The sequence below is a fragment of the Paenibacillus sp. BJ-4 genome (assembly GCF_020404765.1).
Taxonomy (GTDB): domain Bacteria; phylum Bacillota; class Bacilli; order Paenibacillales; family Paenibacillaceae; genus Paenibacillus.
Genome location: NZ_JAIVEM010000044.1, coordinates 35,054 through 58,173, shown reverse-complemented (window position 1 = coordinate 58,173; position 23,120 = coordinate 35,054). Strand labels below are relative to the sequence as shown.

Annotated in this window: 17 protein-coding genes and 1 pseudogene; 14 read left to right on the top strand and 4 right to left on the bottom strand. The window is 43.3% G+C overall.

Annotation, left to right across the window (positions count from 1 at the left end):
• Positions 1-47: 47 nt before the first annotated feature.
• Both LCF57_RS08660 and bglX read right to left on the bottom strand, forming a co-directional pair.
• Positions 48-3,488, bottom strand: a complete 3,441-nt coding sequence (locus tag LCF57_RS08660; protein WP_226000329.1) for a GH36-type glycosyl hydrolase domain-containing protein — start codon at positions 3,486-3,488, stop codon at positions 48-50.
• Positions 3,489-3,502: 14 nt separating this feature from the next.
• Entirely contained in the window at positions 3,503-5,677 is a 2,175-nt protein-coding gene (bglX, locus tag LCF57_RS08655) for a beta-glucosidase BglX (protein ID WP_226000328.1), read from the bottom strand.
• A 480-nt stretch (positions 5,678-6,157) separates the two neighbouring features.
• Here bglX and LCF57_RS08650 point away from each other — a divergent pair, with 480 nt between their 5' ends.
• The 3 genes from LCF57_RS08650 to LCF57_RS08640 are packed head-to-tail and all read left to right on the top strand — an operon-like array spanning position 6,158 to position 9,205.
• Positions 6,158-7,411, top strand: a complete 1,254-nt coding sequence (locus tag LCF57_RS08650; protein ID WP_226000327.1) for an extracellular solute-binding protein — start codon at positions 6,158-6,160, stop codon at positions 7,409-7,411.
• Between the two features lie 36 nt (positions 7,412-7,447).
• Positions 7,448-8,332 carry a carbohydrate ABC transporter permease gene (locus LCF57_RS08645; RefSeq protein ID WP_226000326.1) on the top strand — a complete coding sequence of 295 codons (885 nt, stop codon included), beginning with the start codon at positions 7,448-7,450 and terminating at the stop codon, positions 8,330-8,332.
• An 18-nt stretch (positions 8,333-8,350) separates the two neighbouring features.
• Positions 8,351-9,205 carry a carbohydrate ABC transporter permease gene (locus LCF57_RS08640; protein WP_226000442.1) on the top strand — a complete coding sequence of 285 codons (855 nt, stop codon included), beginning with the start codon at positions 8,351-8,353 and terminating at the stop codon, positions 9,203-9,205.
• A gap of 154 nt (positions 9,206-9,359) precedes the next feature.
• Here the strand turns inward: LCF57_RS08640 and LCF57_RS28135 are convergent.
• Positions 9,360-9,547, bottom strand: a pseudogene (locus LCF57_RS28135) (PD-(D/E)XK nuclease family transposase); the annotation flags it as partial.
• Between the two features lie 629 nt (positions 9,548-10,176).
• Here LCF57_RS28135 and papB point away from each other — a divergent pair.
• The 5 genes from papB to LCF57_RS08615 all read left to right on the top strand — a co-directional run bounded on the left by papB (position 10,177) and on the right by LCF57_RS08615 (position 16,223).
• The gene (gene papB, locus LCF57_RS08635; RefSeq protein ID WP_226000325.1) at positions 10,177-11,565 is read left to right on the top strand and encodes a PapB family radical SAM/SPASM ranthipeptide maturase; all 1,389 of its coding nucleotides are present in this window, start codon (positions 10,177-10,179) and stop codon (positions 11,563-11,565) included.
• A gap of 28 nt (positions 11,566-11,593) precedes the next feature.
• Positions 11,594-12,472 (top strand): ABC transporter ATP-binding protein, encoded by an 879-nt coding sequence (locus LCF57_RS08630; RefSeq protein ID WP_226000324.1) that lies wholly within the window; start codon positions 11,594-11,596, stop codon positions 12,470-12,472.
• 4 nt (positions 12,473-12,476) lie between these two features.
• Positions 12,477-13,166 (top strand): ABC transporter permease, encoded by a 690-nt coding sequence (locus LCF57_RS08625; RefSeq protein ID WP_226000323.1) that lies wholly within the window; start codon positions 12,477-12,479, stop codon positions 13,164-13,166.
• Positions 13,163-14,308 (top strand): hypothetical protein, encoded by a 1,146-nt coding sequence (locus LCF57_RS08620; protein ID WP_226000322.1) that lies wholly within the window; start codon positions 13,163-13,165, stop codon positions 14,306-14,308. Before LCF57_RS08625 ends, LCF57_RS08620 begins: the two co-directional genes overlap by 4 nt.
• A gap of 67 nt (positions 14,309-14,375) precedes the next feature.
• Positions 14,376-16,223, top strand: coding sequence for an ABC transporter ATP-binding protein (locus LCF57_RS08615; protein ID WP_226000321.1), 1,848 nt, complete (start codon positions 14,376-14,378; stop codon positions 16,221-16,223).
• Between the two features lie 174 nt (positions 16,224-16,397).
• Here LCF57_RS08615 and LCF57_RS08610 read toward each other — a convergent pair whose 3' ends face one another.
• Positions 16,398-16,985, bottom strand: a complete 588-nt coding sequence (locus LCF57_RS08610) for an RNA polymerase sigma factor (RefSeq protein WP_226000320.1) — start codon at positions 16,983-16,985, stop codon at positions 16,398-16,400.
• 221 nt (positions 16,986-17,206) lie between these two features.
• Here LCF57_RS08610 and LCF57_RS08605 point away from each other — a divergent pair, with 221 nt between their 5' ends.
• From LCF57_RS08605 to LCF57_RS08580, 6 genes are all read left to right on the top strand, one after another.
• A complete protein-coding gene (locus tag LCF57_RS08605; protein WP_226000319.1) occupies positions 17,207-18,949 on the top strand; it encodes an ABC transporter ATP-binding protein in 1,743 nt (580 codons plus the stop codon).
• 104 nt (positions 18,950-19,053) lie between these two features.
• On the top strand, positions 19,054-19,239 hold the full coding sequence (locus LCF57_RS08600) for a CLI_3235 family bacteriocin precursor (protein ID WP_226000318.1): 186 nt from the start codon (positions 19,054-19,056) through the stop codon (positions 19,237-19,239).
• Positions 19,240-19,312: 73 nt separating this feature from the next.
• A complete protein-coding gene (ccpM, locus tag LCF57_RS08595) occupies positions 19,313-20,767 on the top strand; it encodes a Cys-rich peptide radical SAM maturase CcpM (protein ID WP_226000317.1) in 1,455 nt (484 codons plus the stop codon).
• An 11-nt stretch (positions 20,768-20,778) separates the two neighbouring features.
• Positions 20,779-21,903: a TIGR04066 family peptide maturation system protein gene (locus tag LCF57_RS08590; protein ID WP_226000316.1), complete on the top strand. Its 1,125-nt coding sequence runs from the start codon at positions 20,779-20,781 to the stop codon at positions 21,901-21,903.
• Between the two features lie 13 nt (positions 21,904-21,916).
• Positions 21,917-22,192 (top strand): peptide maturation system acyl carrier-related protein, encoded by a 276-nt coding sequence (locus tag LCF57_RS08585; protein ID WP_226000315.1) that lies wholly within the window; start codon positions 21,917-21,919, stop codon positions 22,190-22,192.
• Between the two features lie 97 nt (positions 22,193-22,289).
• Complete coding sequence (locus LCF57_RS08580; RefSeq protein ID WP_226000314.1) at positions 22,290-23,072, top strand: muscle M-line assembly protein unc-89 Uncoordinated protein 89; 783 nt, start codon at positions 22,290-22,292, stop codon at positions 23,070-23,072.
• Positions 23,073-23,120: the final 48 nt, after the last annotated feature.

Genomic DNA, 23,120 nt, shown 5'->3' with positions numbered 1-23,120 from the left:
AAGGGCGATCCCGCAAGATCGCCATCGCTTTGTTGCCTATGCCTGATTTATAAAATAATCTCCAGACGGTGTACACCATCATGATCTGCTAGCGCTTGCTCGAAGGTGTCACGCTTGATGCGTATGGCACCGGAGCGGTAGCGATTATCGTCGGCGGGCTCACTCTCCAGTGGCGTTCCGTTCAATACTGCACGGCCTTGCTCACCGTTATGATGCTCTTGCAGCAGGCGGTAAACAAAGGTGATCGGTTTCCCGGCAAAGGAAAATTTAAATTCCAATCCGTCAAGATGGTCCGGCAGTACAGGGTCCAAAATCAGGTCCTCACCCGACTGACGAATACCCAGAACATTCGAAATGAGCTGATTCATGTAGATTCCCGGACCGCTGGAGTAAATTCTCCAGCCGCCTTTGACAGGTACAGCTCCTTCACGCAGTTCACTAAACCGTTCCTGTGCCTCATAGCGGGTATTGAATTTGCCGTCCGAGCTGCTGAAATAGGCATTGCTTTGACGCCATTCAGCGTTCGGTACGGACGTGCGGATGCCTACCGGATTGATGAGCTTCAGGCTGTGCCAGGCGTCATCTTTGCGACCCAGCTTGGCCATCGCCTCCACGAAGCGGATATGGGCATGCACATATTGCAGCCCGACCTCACGGCCGAAGTTGGCCGCTTGCTCTGCGCGCTTGAAATGCGAGCTAACACCACCATCGTATTGCGCTGGGCGGTTCATCAGGCGCACGCCATCCGGGCAGAGGAACTGCTCGCGGATGAGCTGTTCGTGAGCCAATGCTTGCTCGGGCGTGAGCAGTTGGCTGATCATGCTGCGTGTCATCGGCAGCAAGCGGTAGTGAATGCCCGTCTCGGTGTCGGACGGATGAAGCATCAGCTTGGGCTGGCCAGGCTCATCCATATACACGAAGCCTGGGATGATACCGCTTTCCAGCATATAGCGGTTAAAATCCTTCCGGATACCTTCGGCCATTTGATGCAGATCCTGGGCAATTGTATCTGCTTCGTTGATGGCACCTGCCGGCGCCTCTTCCAAAGCAGCAGCAAAGTTGCTAATCACCTGATAGGTGAGGGCAACCGTCCAACTGCTCGCCATGTATTGCTTCAACTGGGCGTTGGCTGGCTGGAGCGTGTCATCCCAATCGCCGTCGCCGTAGGCCGACAGATGCGTGTCATGAAGGAAATTCGCCCGAATATACTCGATTTCCTTCTTCGCATGCTCCATGAGGGTCGCGGTCTGCTTGGTAAAATCGAAAGAATGCCGATGGGTGTAGGGTACATTTTCTCCCAGAATACTGTAATCCCGGGTCGCGGTCAAATAATCACCGAGTACCTTGAGCGGCCAGACGATAATATCGCCGTGGCTTTCTTCCTGCTGTACGCGAGTATAGTTGTCGAACATAAACCATTGCGGCCAGTTACCGCTATCCTCGTACTGATGGCTAAATACAGTCAACAGAATGGAACGGACCTCATCATACTTTTGTACGGCAGAGAAATATTCCACCGGTCCCTGACATACGTCTCGCGTTCCCCATGCTGCACCGCCATATTGCTCCAGACCATGAGGCACGGAATAGTGGACGAGCATATTGTGGGTATACCACCAGGCCACCGCATTCACACGGAATAGCTCGCTGGTTTCCTGACCGCCCTGTGTCAGATGGAAGCCGTTCATAAGCTCGGCAAAGTATTGCCTATAGCGCTCGCGCTCGTCCTCAAAGGACTCGTGGCGCTCCCTGCGCGCCTGGTCTTTCCCGACTGAGCGGCCATGCAGCCAGCCCTGCACGGTGCAGGTCCATTCGCTGCTGTCGCCCAGCTCCAGTACGACCAGAGATGGATCGGGGCAGACAGCACCCTGCAGCAGTGCGCGAGCGTCGCTCACTTGCTGTAGCCGAGCACCTTCTACCTGCATACGGTACAGCAGGTCCGGATAGGCTTCGGCGCTCAGTGAAGCGGAATCTGCCCGGAAGAGCAGGGCGTCACCTTCGCGTTTCATATGAAATGGAAGCTCATATTCGTTCACATGCATGGATAGCTGCTGAGTCACGAGGAACGGATAGGCTTTGCCGCTTGCAGAGCGCATGTGCAGCCGTACTTCCGGCGTATCGGCGTTCGTATGGTTTGTAATGATGAGCGTATCGTCAGTGGTCTTGTAATACCAACGTACATAGTTAAAGCCGATTTCGAACAGGGAAGGCATCGTGAGCAGACGGTATTTCCCTTCGATTCCGACATAGATACGCTGTCCGGATGTTTTGGGAATGTTAAGCGCATTACGCACGTTTGTGATCATTTTGTTGAAATTTGTGTTCCCGATAACGAGCTGGGAATTGAACACTCCATACATATAGGAGGTGGTGGTAATGGTTTCTTCCTTGCCTCCCGTGTAATGGCAACCCATTAAAATATGCCCGTGAGGACGTTCTACACGAAGCTCTTTGGATTTGAGTACGACATGCTCATAGCTGTCCGTGAAAAAGGAAAGTAGTGCATCGCCATCTCGTTCTTCTTCCTGCCGTTTCGGGAAAAGCTGTTCCACTTCGGCATCGGTCATGTCCAGTGTGTAGAGCGGCTCACCGATGACTTGGGCTGGAGCTACACGCCCAGCCTGTACACCACTCGCGGCACGTACCGGAATGGTGGCGTCGGAAGCGGTAGCCAGAATGGCAGCGACTTCTTCGCGTGCTTTTGTCACCAGCTCCTGATACTCCGGCTTCGTCACCGCCGTGGGATGATTCGGCTGGAACAGACCGTAAAAGGTAAAGCGTGCTTCCCCGGCAAGCTTCACCCGCTCGGATTGCAATGCTGTATAGGCGAATTCGTATTGGTACACTTCATTGGCGAGCGAGTCGTGGCGAAGGGCTTCCGGCTCATTCGTTTCCTTGTACGAAAGTCCAAAGAACTGAAATCCATCCGTCGAGTAGCCGACGGTGCGGGTTAGCGAGCCTTGCTGGATGTAAGGGAATGCCTGACTTTGCGGCTGATTTTGACGCGAGCAAACCGTGTAGCCTCTTTGTTCGTCATGGTAGACGGTATGGTCAATATATTGAGATAAATAAGCTTCATTACTGCGTACAGCAGCGGTATCCGCAATCCCGACATCCTGACCGTACACGATATCTGCTTCAACATCATCGCCCTGTAGGATTACATCCCAGAACCATACTCCAAGACTGCTTAGTGTGAAAGCCACCTGATAGCCTACACCAGCGGTGAAACCTTCCCAAATAATTTGCCGATCCGTCTGGCGGATTACTCCGGGTGAACGAACTCCAAGTAGGGGAGTGATAGTCACACCGGACGGACGGTACAGTCTCAAGTACAGATTGTTCAGGGAACCGTCGACCGAATTGGTCAGCAGCTGATTGATCATGGTTGAGCCGTGAGCGATTTTGTACACATCTCCACTGCTTAAGAAGGTAAAGGACAGGTCGCCTGCCCGCAGCAGAATATTTTGATCCAGACTTGTATTCATCAAAGGGAAGCACCTCACTTTCCTGTTTCTTTGACTAACCGAAATCGTCCTTCGGTAGTATCTCGGCTGTTAGGTCCTGTAAAGACGGCAAATTCACCGCTATCACTGCTAAAGCTCAGGTCTGCATGATGATAGCGCAATTGAGACTCGGTCAATACAAATTCCACTTCCCGGCTTTCGCCTGGCGCAAGCAGGACTTTGCGGAAATCTTTTAGTTCCTTCATCGGGCGAACCGTATCTCCGCTGATGTCACGGACATAGAACTGAACGGTTTCTTCGACTGGACGAGTCCCTGTGTTTGTTACCCGCACCTTAACCGTCAGCTCCTGACCGGGTACAAGGGTCTCGCCGGAAAGCTGTACGCTGTCATAGGCTACTTCGGTGTAGCTCAGGCCATAGCCAAACGGGAATAAAGGTTCGTTCGGTACGTCCAGGTATTGGGACACGTAGCGTTCCTTTGTATTCGGATCTAACTGTGGACGTCCTGTATTAAAGTGATTGTAATATACAGGCACTTGTCCGACCGATTGCGGGAAGGACATCGTCAGACGGCCCGTAGGCTCTGCATCGCCGTACAGCAAATCGGCAATAGCTGCGCCGCCTTCGCCACCGGGGAACCAGGCCTCCAGTATGGCGTCTGCTTCTTCAATAACACCGTGCAGGTCCAATGGGCGACCATTGAAAAGGACGGCTACCATAGGCTTATTCAGCGTTTTCAGACGCTTTACCAGCTCCAGCTGGGCTTGTGGCAGGCGAATATTCGAACGACTGCCTGCTTCACCACTCATATCCGAGCGCTCACCAAGCGCCAGCACGATAACCTCTGCTTGACTGGCGGCTTGCAGAGCTTCTGCATATTGCTCCTCAGTCATGTCTTCTATAGAGCAGCCTGTCGCTACTGTGAGCAGCGAGGAAGCTATTTTCGATTGGAATCCGTCAACGACACGAATCGCTTCGTCCTGCGAGCCGCTCCAAGACCAAGAGCCAAGGATATCACCGCTCTGTGCAAACGGTCCGATCAACGCAATATGCTGACTGCGCTTCAATGGAAGAACGGAATTATTTTTGAGCAGTACACACGATTTGATCGCTAATTCCTTGGCAACCGCTCGGTGAGCATCGCAGAACACAACCTCACGTTCCCGCTCAGGGTCCGCGCCGCGCAGCGGATTGTCGAACAAGCCCAGCTTGTGCTTGAGCTTCAACACGCGCATCACCGCTTCATCGACGAGTGCTTCGTCCAGCTGTCCGCTGCGAACCAGCTCAGGCAGATGCCCGTTGTAGCAGGAGGTCATCATTTCGATATCCACGCCTGCCAGCAATGCTTTCTGTGCTGCCTCGCGCTCATCCTCGGCGATGCCGTGGGGGATAAGCTCCTTGATGGCAGCCCAATCCGAGATGAGTACACCATCAAAGCCCCATTCGTCGCGGAGCAAATCGCGCATCAGGCGTTTATTGCCCGTTGCGGCTACGCCCTCTACAGTATTGAAGGATGTCATCACCATTTCGCAGCCTTCATCCAGCGCGGCTTTGTAGGAGGGGAGATAATACTCTCGCAGCTGCCATGCGGATAGATCGACGGTATTGTAATCCCGTCCGCCTTCACCTGCCCCATATGCGGCAAAATGCTTGACACACGCGGCCACTCGGTCTGTATCGTTCGTCAGATCTTTGCCTTGGAAGCCACGCACAAACGCGCGGGCAAATTCGCTGTTAAGGTATGGATCTTCTCCTGTAGATTCCATGACACGACCCCAGCGCGGGTCACGTACCAAATCGACCATCGGTGCAAAAGTAACATGTATCCCCGACACAGCTGCCTCTCTCGCAGCAATGGTAGCGCTCTCTTCCGCAAGTCGCATATCCCATGAGCAACCCATAGCAAGCGGTATCGGAAAAATCGTTTTGAAGCCGTGTACAATGTCTGCCATAATTAGAAGCGGAATGCCCAGCCGGTTCTTACTCAAATGGGCCTGCTGAACACGAATCACTTCCTTGGCTCCTGCGAGGCCAAGCACGGAACCGACGTTGTGGACGGTTTCCTCGGTGATACCAAGAGAAGCCATAGGCCCGGTAATTTGGCCTTCTGTCCCAGCATCTTCAAAAAAGGCGCCCACAAGCTGAAGCAGCTGGTCGACCTTTTCTTCAAGCGTCATGCTTTGCAAATAGGAATTTAGCTGTTGTTCCATCATAATCCTCCGTAAGCTGCATTGGTAGACAGCTTTCTTTTTCAGATTCATGAGATTTTTTGGCGAAAATGGTTTCATAAAAGTGCTGAATAGGCTAATAGCTTAGTATAGATGCATAATATTCGGTTGTATTATTAATCGAAACGTTTCTATTATTGAACTCAGTTGGATTATATACGCTTTCAATTCGAGAGTCAAATCCATGTTGGAGGTTATTTTACGAGGGGAGTAACGTATTTAAGATGAAACAAATGAAATAAAGGTGCGATTTTGGCTGAATAAAGAATAATATTCCTATTGAATACGGTTTCAATTTGTTCTATAATGACTATCGAAACGTTTCTATTGATGAGTATGGTCCTTAGATTTTGGAATATTATTGCTATAAAGGTATGATGTAACCACTGCATGTATTTACTTCTATTTAATCCGTTATCATATTGCGTGATCGGTAAACCGGTCATCACGGGAGGAATTCGTATGATGAAAAGAACGTTGGGGATCATTTTGGCAAGCACCTTATTACTGGGGGGCGCACTGGCTGGCTGTTCTTCCAAGGATGAGTCATCTGGCAAGGACGCGAACGGAAAAACAACCATCACCCTATGGGGTATGGGGGCAGAAGGAAAGCTACTGCCTGAGATTGTAAAGGATTTTGAAAAAGAAAATCCCGATATTCATGTAGAGGTGCAGGCACTGCCTTGGGATAACGCTCACGATAAGCTGCTGACGGCAGTTGCTTCCAAATCCGGTCCGGATGTGGTCCAGTTGGGCACATCATGGGTTCCTGAGCTTGCGTCTGCGGGTGCATTGACGGACATCACCCCCTATATCAGCAAATATCCTGAGCTGGAATCGAAAAATTTCTTTCCGGGTGCTGTGGATACGACAAAATTTGAAGGAAAACCTGTAGGTGTTCCTTGGTATACGGAAACGAAAATTTTGTTCTACCGTTCAGATCTATTGAAACAAGTCGGATATAATGAAGCACCTAAAACGTGGGAAGAGCTCTCTGACGCTGCGCAAAAGCTGGCAGCGCGTGGCAAGGGAAAATACGGTATTGCCATTAATGCGAAAGAGCAGTCTCTGGGCTTTATGTTCGCACTTCAGAATGGCTCCAAGCTGATTGATGAGCAGGGCAATCCGCTGTTCAACCAGCCGCCGTTTGTAGAGGCTGTGAAGTATTTGAACACCTTTTTCCAAAACGGCTCCAATGCCCTCGATCTTGGGATAGATTCCGTTCAGGGATTGCAAGGTGATGGTATCGTTCCGATGTTTATCAGCGGTCCTTTTATGATTAGAGAAATCAAGAGCAAAGCACCGGAACTGGAAGGCAAATGGAATGTAGCCGAACTGCCGGGCAAAGTGAACAACCTGTCTGTTTTGGGCGGGTCGAACCTTTCGATTATGCAGTTTAGCAAGCACCCAGAGGAATCGGCCAAATTCCTGGCTTTCATGAGTAAACCGGAAACGCAGCTGAAATGGATGGAGCTGTCCAGTACCCTGCCTGCTGCTACCAAGTCATGGGACGATGCCAAGCTGAAGAGTGATCCGATGCTGCAAACGATTCGTAAACAGCTTGATCATTCCGCGGCATTACCGCAGCTGGCAGCATGGGAAGAGGTTTCTCAGCAATTCATCAAGAGCTTCGAACGCATTTACCGTGGTCAAGCCGACGTCCAGAAGGAAATGGATGACTTTAATCAGCAAGCTGCAAGTATTATGAAAAAATAATGATCCGTATCCGTCATTGTCAAAGGGAGTGAAGGCATGAAAGGAAGCTCGCAGAAGCTTGCGCCATACTTGTTTATCGGTCCCTCCATCATCCTACTTGCGCTGTTTTCGCTGTTGCCGATTTTACTGGCGCTCGTGATCAGCTTCACGGATATGGATCTGTCAGGACTCGTTAATTATGATAGTATTCGCTTTATAGGGCTGGAAAATTATAAGAATGTACTACTAGACCCTTCTTTTTTAAAGTCTATGGGTAATACCCTGTTCTTCGTCATTATCGGTGTTCCGTTGGTGCTGATATTTTCCCTCAGTATTGCGATCCTGATTAATATGGGAAAATCACGTGCTTTCAAAATATTCCGCGTCGTGTTCTATCTGCCGTCCGTAACGAATGTGGTTGCGGTCGCGGTCGTTTGGAGCTATCTGTATAATCCGACGCTCGGATTATTCAACTATGTACTTGGTCTGATCAATTTAGGCCCCGTTCCATGGCTGACCGATCCGACAGTGGCGAAAATTTCGCTGATTGTGTTGGCAGTTTGGCGGGGCATCGGCTTGAATATGATTATTTTTATTGCGGCCATTAAAGGGATTCCGGGCTCTTACTATGAAGCGGCTCAGCTTGACGGAGCCAGCACATGGCAGCAAATTCGTTATATTACCCTTCCGCAGCTCCGTTACGCTATTTTCTTCGTGTCCATCACGACGATGATTGGCTGGCTGCAATTTTTCGAGGAACCTTTTGTCATGACCAAAGGGAAACCGCTTGACGGCACGCTGACGGCCTCCCTGTTCATTTACAATAACGGCTTCCAATTTAGTAAATTCGGTTATGCCGCGGCGGGATCATTCATTCTGTTCTTCGCGATCATCGCGGTAACGCTGATTCAGTTCCGTTTGCAAAATAAAGCGGAGTCCTGATAGAGAGAGGTGATGAACGTGAAAACAGCTGTTCAGCAAGCCCGCGCCAATTCGCGCAGTGGTGAAAAAACATTTCAATGGTTCGTGGCGATTCTCCTGACCGTGGGAGGTCTGTTGATGGTGCTGCCTTTTGCGTGGATGATTTTATCCTCCTTTAAAACTGAGGGCGAGGTAACCAAAATTCCTCCGACCATCTGGCCAGAGCATTTCACATTGGAAAATTTCAAAATACTATTTGATAGCATGGCTTTTGGCACTTATTTGACCAATACGCTGGTGATTGTATTAGCTTCCTTTTTCGGATTATTCCTCAACGCCATGGCAGGCTACGGGTTTGCCAAATTCAAATTTAAGGGCAGAGGTTTTCTATTCTATCTGGTGCTGGCCACGATGATGATTCCAGGGCAGGTAACGATGATTCCGGTGTATTTGATTCTGAACCAGATGGGGTTGACCAATACCATGATGGGGATCGTCCTTCCTGGTTTGGTAGGAGCATTCGCCATCTTCCTGTTCCGGCAGTTCATGTCGGATATTCCCGAAGAATTGCTGGAGGCGACGCGTCTGGACGGAGCAGGCGAGTTCCGCACCTTTTTACAAATCGTGCTGCCCATTTCGACGCCAATTATCGCGGTACAGGCCATCCTGACCTTCATCGGCGGATGGAACAGCTTCTTGTGGCCGCTCATTATTGCGAACGATGAGAAGCTGTACACCTTGTCCGTTGGTCTGTCACTGCTCAAGGGACAGAACGAGAGTCAATTCGCGCTCCAGATGGCAGGCTCAACTTTTATGGTCTTGCCGATTATGATTATCTTCATTGTTTTTCAAAAGTATATTATCGAGAATTATACAATTTCGGGTATTAAGTAGTAATGTAGTGGTGGATTATAGGTTGCACATAGTAAAGGCGGAGTTTCCTGGTTTTAAACCAAGGGAGCTCCGCCGTTTTTTTTGTGCTAGCATATAAAAAGAGTACCACTATAATGGCACCCTACGTAGAAATCCTCATATTTGAATAGATTTAACGCCTTGCTTCTGAATCCTGACTAAGAATTGCAGTGTGTCCATGGCTTTTTCCAGTCCTGGCTCGTTCATTTTCAAAACCTCCCATTTGGATGGATCTGCGCCTTTGAGAAACAATAGCCAGTCGGCGAGTCCTCCTTGTTCGAAGGATACGGCTTGCTCATCCAGCTTCAGCAGTTCCAGAAAATGCTTCTTCTTGAATCATTTGAATGGTTTGAATTTGAACGCTTTATCATATTTTTTGCTCATTGGCCACTTCAAATGAGTTTGATTTTATTCTTGCATTCTCGTATCTCGGTGTCCACTTTTTAGTCTAGCATCATAATGTTCGAATTTTTCTTTTTAATCTGTATATTCAAGTCGTTGTAGCTGTAATGGAAATATTATATTTGGCAGCAAGAAATGGCACAGGCGGCTGCATCAGGATTTTGCCTAATAGTGCGTTAACAAATTTTACATAAATATTTCAAAAAAAGTATAGAAGTGCAATGGAAAACTGATTATATTGGAAAAGAAATGAAAAATATATAAAAAATGAGGTGAATAAAATTGTTCGATCCTGTTAACCAAGCAGCTGAAGGAAGTGTTTCTCCTATGACGTGTGTTTTTTGTGATACACGTGATCGTTGTGTAGGTTGTGATGCTACCGATTGGTTTTGTAGCAAAGAAAGTGGTCATTGGTGTACTAATAATGATAGCGATTAATTGAAGTAAAACTCGCAACGATAGGGCTTTCAAACACGGGTCAGTCAATTAGGAGGTCTGGGAACTAATTTTCTTGGACTTCCTCCTATTTTGTAACTTTGAGAGGATGATTAATGGTGATTAGTGTTCCATTTGAAATAAATCCCGTCAAAATCATAGAAGAAAATAAAAATTTATACTTATACAATATAAAAACAAATGGGCTTTTTCAGATTGATGATGTCGTAGTAGATATATGTAATAGCGAAGGTAAAGAAATTGAGGAAATATTTGAATTACTTAAGCATCGTTCCAGTAGAGCAGAGGTAGATAGGTTATTAGCCAGTCTAGAAGAAGCATCGGTTATATATCATAATAAAGATTCGTCTATTCAAAAGGAATGTAAAAGTTGCAATGATGAGCAAGTAAGTCTATCATCTATAATTCTTATGCTGGTTCAAGAGTGTAATCTAAGATGCTCTTACTGTTATGGAGGAGACGGAGAATATAATGATCGAGGACGAATGGACACGGAGACAGCATTAAAAGCAGTTGATTATCTGTTTGATCATTCTGGCGAAGAAGAAGAACTGAATATTTGCTTTTTTGGAGGGGAGCCACTTCTGAACATTGAAGTTATTAGAGAAGTTGTAGCCTACACTAAGCTAAAACAAAAAGAATCAAATAAACGTGTTACATATAGTATGACAACGAACGGTACCTTGATTTCCAAAGAAATTGAAAATTTCTTATTAGATCATCATGTTTCTATTCAGATAAGTCTAGATGGTGATCAAATGACGCACGATTTCAATCGATATTATCAGAACAGAAAAGGAACCTATGAAATCATTTTAAACAGAACAGAAAGTTTAAGAAAAAAAGGTGTCATAACAGCAAGAGCTACGATTTCACCAGTACAATTGGATATAACACATACACTTACACATTTAATGGGGATTGGTATTCGCCATGTTGCGATGTATCCTGCAGTCGAAATGCTTAGTGAGGAAGACTTTGAGAAGTATGCACAAGAATTCACCAAATTGGTTGTTCATTTTGAATCTTTGCTTCAGGCTAAAAAATATGGGGAAGCACGTCAAATATCGAACATTCTAAAATACTTGAAGATGATTCATTCTTCTTCTAAGCGAGATTATTTTTGTGGGGCGGTCTCGCATATGCTTGCCGTTGATGTGCATGGTAATCTTTATCCTTGTCAACGATTTGTTAATGAAAAGAATTATTCTTTAGGGAATGTAAGAGAAGGGGTGAATGTAAGAAAGAAGAGTGGCATGCTTAGCGAGATGCGTTTAGAAAAGAGAACTGTATGCGGAGAATGTTGGGCTAAGAATCTATGTGGTGGAGGTTGTCCTCAAGAGAATATGGTGCTTAGTGGTTCGATTAATGAGCCAGTGGATAGATATTGTAATTTTACTCGCAGTGCAATAATGGATTGTATGAAATTGTATTTACGATTAACTAAAGAAGACAAGAAAAACCTGTTCTCTGCTAAGCGGTAGCAAGAACAACTATTGGAGGATGTGTCATTTGACAATTGATATTCGAGCTTTAAGTAAGTCATATGGTTCTCACCAAGTACTCAACGAGCTTCATTTTCACATTGATAATGGTATATTCGGGCTGCTCGGAGACAATGGGGCGGGTAAGACCACTTTAATGAAAATTCTTGCCACTTTACTTAGATTCGACCGAGGGGAAGTTGAAATATTCGGACATTCTTTGAAAAAAGAACCGGATGCTATTCGTTCTTTACTGGGTTACTTGCCGCAGCATTTTGATTTTTTTTCAAATGTAACCATTTTGGAATCTATGAACTATTTGGCGGCTTTAAAAGGTATTCAAGGTAAGCGTCATATTCAAGAGGAGACATCACAGCGATTAATTGAGGTGGGACTTATCGATCAAGTTCATAAAAAAATAAAACAGCTGTCTGGGGGAATGAAACAGCGCTTAGGAATTGCCCAAGCTATGTTAGGACAGCCTAAGTTGTTAATTGTTGATGAGCCTACGGTTGGACTGGATCCCAAAGAACGAATTGCTTTTCGAAATTTGCTTCAGAATTATGGAGAAGACCGGATTATATTGTTATCTACTCATATTGTTCCTGACGTTTCAAGCACATGTGACAAACTACTCGTTTTAAAAGAAGGCCGTTGTCTGTATCAAGGGGCTATAGACGATATGATTCGAACTGTCGAGGGTAAAGTATGGTTGGTTGATGTTGGCAAGCGTCAATTGGAACAATTAAGCCAACAAGCTCGAATCATCTCCATTGTGCGGAAGGAAGGAAGAATTCAGGCTCGATTATTGTGTAACCACCCTCCAGATTGTTGTACAGAAGTCACACCCGAAACGGCTAATCTTGAGGATGCGTATCTGTACATTTCCGATCCGGAGGAGAGTTAGCAGAATGGGACAAGTAATCAGAGCCCTAGTTCAATTTGAAGTTTTGCTTATGAAGAAAAGTGTAGTGTTTTTTATAGCACTAACGTTCTCTTGTTTTTTAATTCCTTTATTTCTATATCTAGGAGCAGGGAATAAGAATAACGAGTTATGGATATTTTTGCATCATGGACAAATGTTCTTTACCATATTACTAATGCCGTTAATGTATTCTGTTCTTTATGATGACGAAAAGCAAAAAATGATCTCTTCTGTTATTATGCCTAAATTGCATACAGGAGCTCAATATTTTTATTGTAAGAGTTGTGTATTATGGGGAGTGGTTTGCTTATTTCAGTTTGTCGCTTTAGCTATGATTTGTGTAGTTCAATGGACGACTCATGGTAAGGCTCCATTCTTGACACTGCTTCCTCTAACAGTAGCGGGTGTAGCAACTATGGGATATTCTGTTCAAGTTACCGTCATATTGAACTTGCTCTTACGTAAACAACTGTATGTGAACATTGTAATGCTCGTCTACCTTTTAACCAGTATTACTATTAATTTGCCCTACATATCCATCTGGTTTAATCCGGATTGGATTACTTCTAACTTTTTCACATGGTCGTTTGCTTTCGGGCGAATATTTCTATTTTTGCTTATGTGGGTATTGATGAAAGTCAGTAATCATCTATGGATGGCGAGGGTACAAGAATGAATGGAATTATAGTTCGTTTCTGGCTACAGCTTTTACTCCGAAGAGAACAAGCAGTAACCTTGCTCGTTTCCTTTAGTGTGGTTATTTTATTCAATTTAATAATGAATGAAGGTATTGCAATAACTTATAGTGTTAACTTGTTATTTGTAGCTTTTTTTTCTTTACAGATTGCGAGTATACATAATCGTAATCATACAGAGCCGTATATATATATTTCTGTCTTTCCTAATTACCGTCTAATCACTTACCAGCTTTATGTTTCTTTAATTCTTTCATTTCCTCTCTTGCTCATGATGGTAGGACTTTTATGGAAATCATTCGCTGATGTATCATTATGGAATTTGGTTATCATTGTATTTTTTTCTAGTGTTTTTTCGTCGATGTTGGGTCTCCTGTTGGGGCAGGTAGTAAAGCATTATGGGTTGGCCTTCACCTTTCTCCTTGCTTTTTACCTTCCTATAGGTTTAGTTTCCTGGTCTTTTAATGAAAAGTTTCGTTACATATCTCCTGTAGTGAATATATTCAACCCCTATATGATCAACTGGCGAAATCTCTTTGGACTCTTAGGCTGTAGTTTATTATTTTACGGATTAGGCACATTGTTATCCAGTCGGCGCGGAGGCGGCAAAAAGTCTATAATCCCTTGGATCAGTACTGTCCTTGCCTGTAGCCTGCTGATTGGCGTGTGGGGATATGAGGGGCTATTTAATGAGAATGTACAGACATCATCGTTTCAAAAAATAACTGTGGGACAAACACAAGTAGAGTATAAGGGGATTAGTTCGTATCAGGCGAAGCAATTTGCCACCCTCTTTGAAACACTGTATCAAGTGGCTAAGAAAAAGGAGACACACCCGGTTCGCTATACCTTGGAAATCACCCGAATGCACTCCATGTCATCGCTCGAACCGGAAATAATAGTGCAAAATCATAATAAACTTCAAATTAATATTTATTCAAATAAGCTTTTAGAGTTCAATTTCGGGATGGATTGGGCCAGTAAGTGGATTGATTACATTTTGCCGCAATCACCCCACTTGTCCAATGAGCAAGTTGAAGCTTTTAGGCACATCAAAAGTGACATTGTTCTGGAAGTTCGCAGAAGAAATCCCGCGCATGTCTATACACTTCAGGGCGACTGAGAGCTAAAATAGCGAGAATTCGTGAAGAACCGATATATAGTAGATATAAAAGAAAGGGATGGAATGCATGGAACGTGAGGCAGACCATTTGAATACAAGAGCTATATTTCATTCATTCCAATATTGGCCGAAGTTATCTAAATTATTATGGAGTACAGAACCTACCTATTTTATTATCATCATTATTGGTTATCTTCTAAAAGGAATACTCCCGATTGCCAACCTTCTTTCCATACAGTATCTGGTTTCTGAAATTGAGACCAAATCATTATCGCATACGCTTCAAATAAGCGCAGTGTTCCCCTTAATTCTCGTGATGTTTTGTGGTCTGCTCATTTCAAGTTTAATTGAGTATTCTGATAAACTATTCCAGATCGCTCTGATAAATCAATTGCAAACATTAATAGTATTACAAACATCAACATTTAATCTTGCGGATTTTGAAAATCCGCAAGTACATAATCAACTCAAAAGAGTACAGAACGACTCGATAGATAGGCCTATCCAGATCTATAAAGAACTCATTAATTTCTTAAGTTCCATGGTCACGTTATGCTCTAGCATTGCCATTTTAATAGCGTTCAGATGGTGGATTTTACTCATTCTCATCGTTCCCCCCCTAGCATCATTTTATTCTTTACTGAGGTTCACACAAATCCAATATATAGCCAAGAAGAAACGGGCTCCTTTACAACGCAAATCCAGGTATATAAATTACTTGTTAACTAATGAAAAGTCTTTTAAAGAAATCGTATTGTATCAACTTAGTGATTACTTTACAGCAAAATATAAGAGCATTTTTGATATTTTCTATAAAGAGGATAAGTATTTAGCAAAAAAACGTATCTATTTATATTTGTCTTTTCAAGTAATAAGTACATTATTTATAGCCATTGCTTTGATAATGATCATACAAATATCATGGCAAGAAAAATTACTTGTTGGCAGTATTTATGCATTAGTTCAAGCAGTATTATTAACTAATCAAAATATAAATACGGTATCTCAAGGGTTGATTTCATTGTGTGATCATAATCTGTATCTAGATGAATTATTCGCTTTTTTTAACATAAATCATAAACAAGAGAATTCTGGTATGCTACTAAGAGAATCAGGTGTACGAGCTAATGCAACAATAGAATGCATAGAATTTAAAAAAGTTTCATTTGCCTACCCAGATCAAAAAGAATTAGCTCTCAAAGATGTAAGCTTTAAAATGAAGCGTGGAGAATCCCTTGCTCTAGTGGGCAGAAACGGATCAGGAAAGACAACAGTAATAAAGCTTTTAACGGGATTATATGAAGATTTTAAAGGAGATATTTTAATCAATTCTATCTCGATTCGGAATTATAACAAAGAAACGCTTTACGACAGAATAGGCGTTATATTTCAAGATTTTGTTCAATTCGATTTTTCAGTAAGAGAAAATATAGGCTTTGGCAGTATAGGACATCTTGAACTTGATACCAGGATATGGGAATCGGCACAACATACTGGAGTAGATAAGGTAATACGAGATTTGCCTAATCAATTAGAACAACAGCTAGGAAGAAACTTTGAAGGAGGTATACAGCTTTCAGGAGGTCAATGGCAAAAAATGGCGATATCCAGAGCGCTCTTCAAAGATGCTGACGTTTATGTATTAGATGAGCCCAGTTCATTTCTTGATCCAGAATCAGAAAAACAAGTATTTCGCCAATTTCAAAAATTTGTAAATGATAGACTATGCCTCTACATTTCTCATCGCTATACCTCTGTTTTATATGCAGGTAAAATTTTAGTTCTGGACAAGGGCCAGATTGTAGAAGAAGGAACCCACCAAGAACTAATTAAAAGTCGAGGGCTTTACTATGACTTATTTTCTGATGAAATTAATACATTCCAAGAAGCGCTAGTTACTAATGATGCACGTTAACTGTGTATAGAGATTCCGCCAAACAGTTGGAATGTGAACAATAATGTTTTTTACCTTACGAGAAGTAGACTATGTAGAGTATCTCGTGAATACTAATCAAAGTCACAATACAAACAGCAGAGCTTCTCTTTGAAAGAGAGGCTCTGCTTCTTTTTTTGCTTCACATGAGCATATTTATATATGAGTCAGACAATATTGATGGGATAATGTACGAATTTTTCTTTTCAATCTGTAGATACGAGTCGTTGTCGCCGTAACCGAAATATTATACTTAACAGCGAGGAAGGGCACAGGCAGTTGTTGACAAAAGTAGTCCTGATAGAGCGTATATTCATTTTTGGAAAGCTGCATCAGTATGTTAACGATAATTGTATCTACATCTCCCAGCCTTCGATTCTCCCACTCTTCTTCTACCGAATTTGAAAAACTACATATCTTCTCACATTCAAGCGTAGTTTCATGCTTTTTTTGTGTATAGTAGCACCTAAGTGATTTATATATGAGATTTTTAGCCGTAAGGTACAGCCAACCCTTTACATTAGGGTGATGTTTGAGCTTGACCAATTGCTGTCTCGCCGCTACAAAAGTATCTTGTGTACATTCTTCTGCCATAAATTTAAAGCAAGACTGATTCTTGATTAAATGCATACAGAAACGATATACCTCGCTCAGATAAAGTTCGCAAATTTTTCTGTAAAAGCATCTGGAACTACCTCTGCACTGATCCTCTTTGCAACAGTCGATAACCATCGTGGTCGGCATTTATTCAAGCCCCCTTTGGACGGATAAAAAGAATAAATGATCTTTGTTCGTTCCAATCATATACATTAATACCAATTTTCAAGAATGACAAAAATCATATTTAATCTCGTAAAATGTGGAATTACTAGAACAGTTAAGAGACATTTTAAGGTGATTTTGATTCTGATATGGAATTAGTTAATTGGAGAGTGGATGATGCATTAGTTGGAAGGGGGAAAAGGATGAAAGAATCCATAGTATACAAACGTTTGGCGGCAACATTTAGACCTTATCTGAAGACGATCACTATCATTTTGGCATGTCTAATCGTATCAGCGGGCTTGAATATATTATTGCCTTTGACAAGCAAAATGATTGTGGACCAGGGTCTCCTGAAAGGGAATATGCAGGCTGTAATCCTGTACACTTCTGCTGCGTTTTTAATCGTTTGCTTGGACAAGCTGCTGAACGTGTGTAAAGAAACCTTTCGGGCAGGCTTAAGCGCACAGGTTACCTTCTCTTTATTTGAAAAGGCGTATCTGCATCTGACAAGAATCCGAATGAGTTATTTTAACCGAACCAATGAAGCTGAACTGCTAAACCAAATTAGTACAGATGTAGGCAATGTATCGAGGATCACGGATAGCGGAATATTTTTTATCATTATGCAGGCGTTCAGCATGATTGGTGGTTTATGCGGATTGCTGCTTATTAACTGGAAGATGACTGTAATTGTGCTCTTTTTTTTACCTATCAAATATGTTGTTGTGAAGTACTTTGTGAAGCGCAGAAAAAGACTAGTGGGAGATTTAATTGAAGGCAGTAGTGATTTTGCCCAGTGGTTTGGGGAATCTATCGGAGGCATGAAGGAGCAGCGAATGTTTGGTCTTATTCCACATAGGCACCAGCAGTTCTCATCCAAGCAGCGTCGAATTGTAGATTCGGAACGGAAGTTATCACTTCTGGACGCGTGGAATATGGCTTCGGAATCAATTTTAGTTCAACTCCTCATGATGCTTCTGTATGTTGTTGGAGCTAATCTTATTTTTCGTTTACAGCTCAGTGTAGGCGGTATTTTTGCCTTTGTTTCTTACAGTGCCTATGTTACCACACCTGTTTTCGCTATTTTAAATATTGGTTACATGCTGGCTGAAGTGGTTCCTTCCGCCATTCGATATTATCAGTTTTTGGATTGGGCAGAGGAAGAGACATCTAATTCGGTCACTCCAGCGTCTGTCCTATCTGAGCCGTCACTCGAAGATCACATTGCATTTCATAATGTCTCTTTTTCCTATAGTAAGGACGAACCCGTCCTGTGTCACTTGAATTTTAGGATTGCCCGGGGGGAAAAGGTAGCGATCATTGGGGCAAATGGAGCAGGGAAGTCTACGCTGCTGGATCTGATGATGAGATTCGCCCAGCCTGACCAAGGAATGATCACTTATGACGGTATTGACGTTCAAAGCTATGAAATAGATGAGTATCGAAATCAAATAGCCTTGGTCAGTCAGCAGGTGTATTTATTTGATACTACTATTTTTGATAATATCCGCTTGGGCGCAGAAGTCAAGAATGATGAAATAGAGGCTATTATCGCGGAGGTTGGTTTGGAAGAATTGGTTCAGAGCTTGGCAGATGATTTCCCAATAGGCTCGAATGGCTCCAGGTTGTCGGGTGGTCAAAGACAGAAAATTGCCATGGCTCGGGCCTTGGTCAGGGAAGCGCCATTGTTTATTTTTGATGAGGTGACCTCCAATTTGGATACGGCAGCCAGGCTAAATGTCCAGCAATTGTTGAAGACCCGTTTACGTGACAAGACCGTAATGATCGTTACACATCGGAGCGAGGTATTAGCACATGTCGATAAAGTCATTTTGCTGGAGAAAGGCGAGCCAGCTCAAATAGGGTCACATTCCTATTTTATGAACGGTCATGCCGGTTACAGAGAATGGGTATTCGAGCATGAAGAGGCTGCAATAAAATGATGAAAAAAACAAACGCTTTCACAGTGTGATTTAACACCATGCAAGGAATTAGTATAGGTGAACACCCTTTTACATCATATTATGAATGGGAGGAGTAGTTTAACATGCGTAAGCTTGTGAAAAGAAGTGCAACTGTAGGCGACACGATTGAGGCATTTGGCTGTGGTTGTTCCTGTTATTGTCCTTGCTCCTGTTATTGCGCAGGCAGTCTGACTCGAAGCTCCAATACTCAGCGAGAAAGTGACGGCTCTTATCGCAGAGATAATGGAACTGGAATTGGCAATTATTAAGCTTGTATCTGTATGGAGGGGCCTGGGAATTTCAGGCTCTTCTGTCCACATCAAAACAGAGTAGGTGTGAATTATGAACATTTGCCAACCCTTTATATACACATTTCAGACGAGACTCCACCATTATGTATATGATGTCAATACCAACTTGATCCTGCGGATTAAAGAGGAGGCTTATCATTTTCTGAATTCGCATTCCAGCTTCGATCTGGATCAGATGGATGCTGCACCGGAATTGCAGCAGTATATCCGTGATTTGTTGGATAACGGATTTTTATCTTCACAGCGTCCGCAGATTGTGATTCATCCCAAGACGAAGCATTTGGAGCATATGCTGCAGCATCAGCTTAAGACCCTCACCTTGCAGGTAACTCAAAATTGCAATCTTAGATGTTCTTATTGCGTGTATTCAGGAGGATATGAAAATCGAGGTCATACCAGTCTGATGATGGATTTTGAGACAGCACGCAAGTGTATTGATTTTGTCATTGATCGGTCAGTAGACAGTGACCGTTTGGATTTTGGTTTTTATGGGGGAGAGCCGCTCATTAATTTTCCGTTGATCAAGCAATGTGTGGAATATATCAAGGAGCAGGTAGTGTATAGAGATGTAGGCTTTCATTTGACGACCAATGGTACGTTGCTTAATGACGATATTTTGGCCTTTCTGGATGAACATCGTTTTGTGCTTACCATCAGTCTGGACGGAGATCAGGAGAATCATGACAGAAACAGACGGTTTGCTGTTAACGGGCGGGGCTCCTTCGATACGATCATTGCCAATGTGGACAAAATTAAAAGGAATTACCCGGCCCTTTTTGAATGGATTAATTTTAATGTGGTGCTGGATACCCGCAATGATTTTGGTTGCATCAATGATTTTTATACGAATTATGAAACATTCGAAAGTCTGTACAGTGTAAGGTCATCCTACATTAACGATGCTTATGTGAAGGATGAAATTTTATACAGGAATGCATTTATTGAGCAGAGAGGCTATGAGGTTTTTAAAATGATGCTCTCCAAGTTTGGAAGAGTGGATGAAAGTCATGTCTCCAAGCTGATTAAGGACTATTATATTCAGTTATATTTCCGAATGTTTCATTATAGAAAGCCTTCTGCGGGGATGCCGATAGAAGCGCATCATGGCGGACCCTGTGTGCCTGGTGTTCAGCGTTTGTTTGCAGATGTACATGGAAATCTGTTTCCGTGTGAACGGGTGAGTGAGCAGTCGGAGGTGGTGCAGATTGGAAAGGTGGACACTGGCTTTGAGGTGGATAAAATCAGCCGAATTTTAAATGTAGGGACCATCACGGAGGATGCGTGTAAAAGCTGCTGGAATTTCCGTTTTTGTACGCTATGTGTTGCTGTAGCAGATGATTTGCATACCTTGTCCAAAGAAAAGAAGATGAGTCACTGCTCCGTAGTTAAAAATGATATCAGACATACTTTGCTTGATTTTTGCATGATGAATGAGCTGGGATATGATTTCTCTGAGGATACGATCCTTGACTTTGAAAAAGCATGAGGGGTGTCTCCATGACGAATAAATTAATCATTTTTCCGTTTGATTATGAAACGATAGCTCTGGTTAGGAATTTGAACTTATTAGGAAGTTATGGGGAAGTTGTGCTTATTTCTTTTCAAGGATCGGGTATGATCGGGAAAGATGCCTGTGTAGCGGACAAGGGTGAAGTAACAGGATTCATAGTGAAGCCGGAGTCTTGTCTGGAGCAAGAAATAGAGCACTGTGATGCCATATTACTGGTACAATCCAATTTCAAGCTGGATATCGCAGAGGTTTATCTGCCGGTGATCATGAAGGCTGGACAACTTGGCAAAAAAGTCATGTGCAATTTTACTTTGCCAGACCCGTGTATGGAGCTCATCCAGCCTTGTGAGGATCATGATCACAAGCTGATTTTAAAAAATACATTTGATGTACGCACGGAACATATTTCGCCGCCAGATCCAAGCTCCGCTATCCATGATTTTTTTACACCAGTTCTGTTTGTACTAGGTCTGAACGAGCGAACCCATAAGCTTAATTTGCAGCTTAACATTCGGCAAAAGCTTGAGGCGCAAGGATATCGGGTATCGCAAATCACATCTAATGGATGCGGAGAGCTGATAGGCGCACATTCATTTCCACAGTTTATGTTTGAGGGCGGTATGACCGAAGCGCAGAAGATTATCATGTTTAATCGATATTTGAAAAAAATAGAGCAGAGCGAAAAACCTGACCTGATACTCGTAGGTATCCCTGGTGGGATTGTCCCCTTTAATAATACGTTCACGAATTATTTTGGAGTAACTTCATTTTTGGTATCTCGTGCTGTCAGACCGGACGGTCTAATCTGTTGTCTCCATTACGATAGCTACAATTTAAAATATTTGGAGCATGTGCAACAGTATATGGAAAACCGTTTTTCCTCTTCATTGTTGGGATACGCCTTGTGTAATAATGTATTCGACAGTTACTCTTCTTCCACGGTGAACATGCAATATGCTTCTGTTGATAATCGTTTCGTGGAAGAGAAAAAACAAGAGTTTTCTAATTATTCTGTGCCAATACTCAATCCGTCTAACGATGAAGATATGAGCAAGCTGGCGAACGATATTTTACATTATTTTTCGGTTGAGCATCATGTAGTTCAGTTGTAATGGAGGGAAGAACATGAACTTTACTCAGGATGTAACAGGAACAGGAGTAAAACTGGAAAATATATTTTGGAAACTTTTTAACATAAAAGCGGGGGAGATCAATAAAGAGGCTGCTTTACTGGGTCCCGATATGAAGTTGTTTCCCAGAGATCTGGTGTATCTATTATTTGAGGTTGAACAAAGCTTCGCTATCCGAATTCCAGAAGAGCGTATATTGGGAGGGGGGTTGCTTACATATAACAGCTTGTATGAGACGATAAAGAACTGTTTAACAGTGGAAAAGGAATGAAGGATTTGTGAAAATGATGATAAAACATACAAAAACATACAAAAAAATCCGATATACCTCTAGAATCACTTATTAGAAGAGAATTGGAGGTTTTAGGATGAATGTATCGTTTACATCATCTCACCAATCGCCGTTCCGCACCACAGATAACAACCGACTTGAACTACGGCATCCCATTTCCGCTCAGGCTGAAAGGAAGAGTATAGGCAAGCCACAAAACAAGATTATTCAACAATTGACAGAGCAAAAGCAAAATTTGATGGAGAGGCGTTCGGACTATGTAAGTAATGCTCTCAAGCGTGGTCTCGGTCCTGAGGCTGTAAAGGCTGAAATGGAGGAGATAGATAAGCAGATTCAGCAAATTGATGAGAACATTCAAAAGCAGACACTGGAAGAACAAAAGAAAGCTTTAGGCATGGATGAGGAAAGTAAAAAGGAAGCTCAGGCAGGTAAACAGGAACAATATACGCCCAAGACTGTAGAGGAACAGAAGCAAGATCTGATCACCTATACAATGCATAGTGTTGTATCTGCAAACAATGAGCTGAAGAATGCCAAAATAACCAAAATGGCACAAATCACATTGACAAGCGAGGCTAAGGGTTGGGAAGGCACGAACCCTGCAAAATCAGCGGCTTTGCGTGAAAAGGCAGAAGGACTTGATGGAAAGATCATGGAGATCGCTGCAAATGTCAATGAGCGTATCGGTGAAGCAGTGAATAACGAACCCACGATTACAGATCGGGATAAACCAAAGGATGAGAAGGAAACAAATACAGAGGCTGACAGGGTGTGGACTGAACAAGAGCTCAATGCCTATCTGGACTCAGCTAAAGACGGGGCGAAGACTGCAGGTACGAAGGTAAATATTGCAGTTTAATCCGGCTATTATGTGTATGGTTTGCTAAATCAGGAGGGTGCTTTCAGA

Coding starts and splice junctions, on each gene's coding strand:
- LCF57_RS08585 (WP_226000315.1), top strand. CDS start 21,917: ATGAACTTTACTCAGGATGTAACAGGAACAGGAGTAAAACTGGAAAAT.
- LCF57_RS08620 (WP_226000322.1), top strand. CDS start 13,163: ATGAATGGAATTATAGTTCGTTTCTGGCTACAGCTTTTACTCCGAAGA.
- papB (WP_226000325.1), top strand. CDS start 10,177: ATGGTGATTAGTGTTCCATTTGAAATAAATCCCGTCAAAATCATAGAA.
- LCF57_RS08600 (WP_226000318.1), top strand. CDS start 19,054: ATGCGTAAGCTTGTGAAAAGAAGTGCAACTGTAGGCGACACGATTGAG.
- LCF57_RS08610 (WP_226000320.1), bottom strand. CDS start 16,985: ATGCCGACCACGATGGTTATCGACTGTTGCAAAGAGGATCAGTGCAGA.
- LCF57_RS08645 (WP_226000326.1), top strand. CDS start 7,448: ATGAAAGGAAGCTCGCAGAAGCTTGCGCCATACTTGTTTATCGGTCCC.
- LCF57_RS08650 (WP_226000327.1), top strand. CDS start 6,158: ATGATGAAAAGAACGTTGGGGATCATTTTGGCAAGCACCTTATTACTG.
- LCF57_RS08615 (WP_226000321.1), top strand. CDS start 14,376: ATGGAACGTGAGGCAGACCATTTGAATACAAGAGCTATATTTCATTCA.
- ccpM (WP_226000317.1), top strand. CDS start 19,313: ATGAACATTTGCCAACCCTTTATATACACATTTCAGACGAGACTCCAC.
- LCF57_RS08605 (WP_226000319.1), top strand. CDS start 17,207: ATGAAAGAATCCATAGTATACAAACGTTTGGCGGCAACATTTAGACCT.
- bglX (WP_226000328.1), bottom strand. CDS start 5,677: ATGGAACAACAGCTAAATTCCTATTTGCAAAGCATGACGCTTGAAGAA.
- LCF57_RS08625 (WP_226000323.1), top strand. CDS start 12,477: ATGGGACAAGTAATCAGAGCCCTAGTTCAATTTGAAGTTTTGCTTATG.
- LCF57_RS08590 (WP_226000316.1), top strand. CDS start 20,779: ATGACGAATAAATTAATCATTTTTCCGTTTGATTATGAAACGATAGCT.
- LCF57_RS08660 (WP_226000329.1), bottom strand. CDS start 3,488: ATGAATACAAGTCTGGATCAAAATATTCTGCTGCGGGCAGGCGACCTG.
- LCF57_RS08580 (WP_226000314.1), top strand. CDS start 22,290: ATGAATGTATCGTTTACATCATCTCACCAATCGCCGTTCCGCACCACA.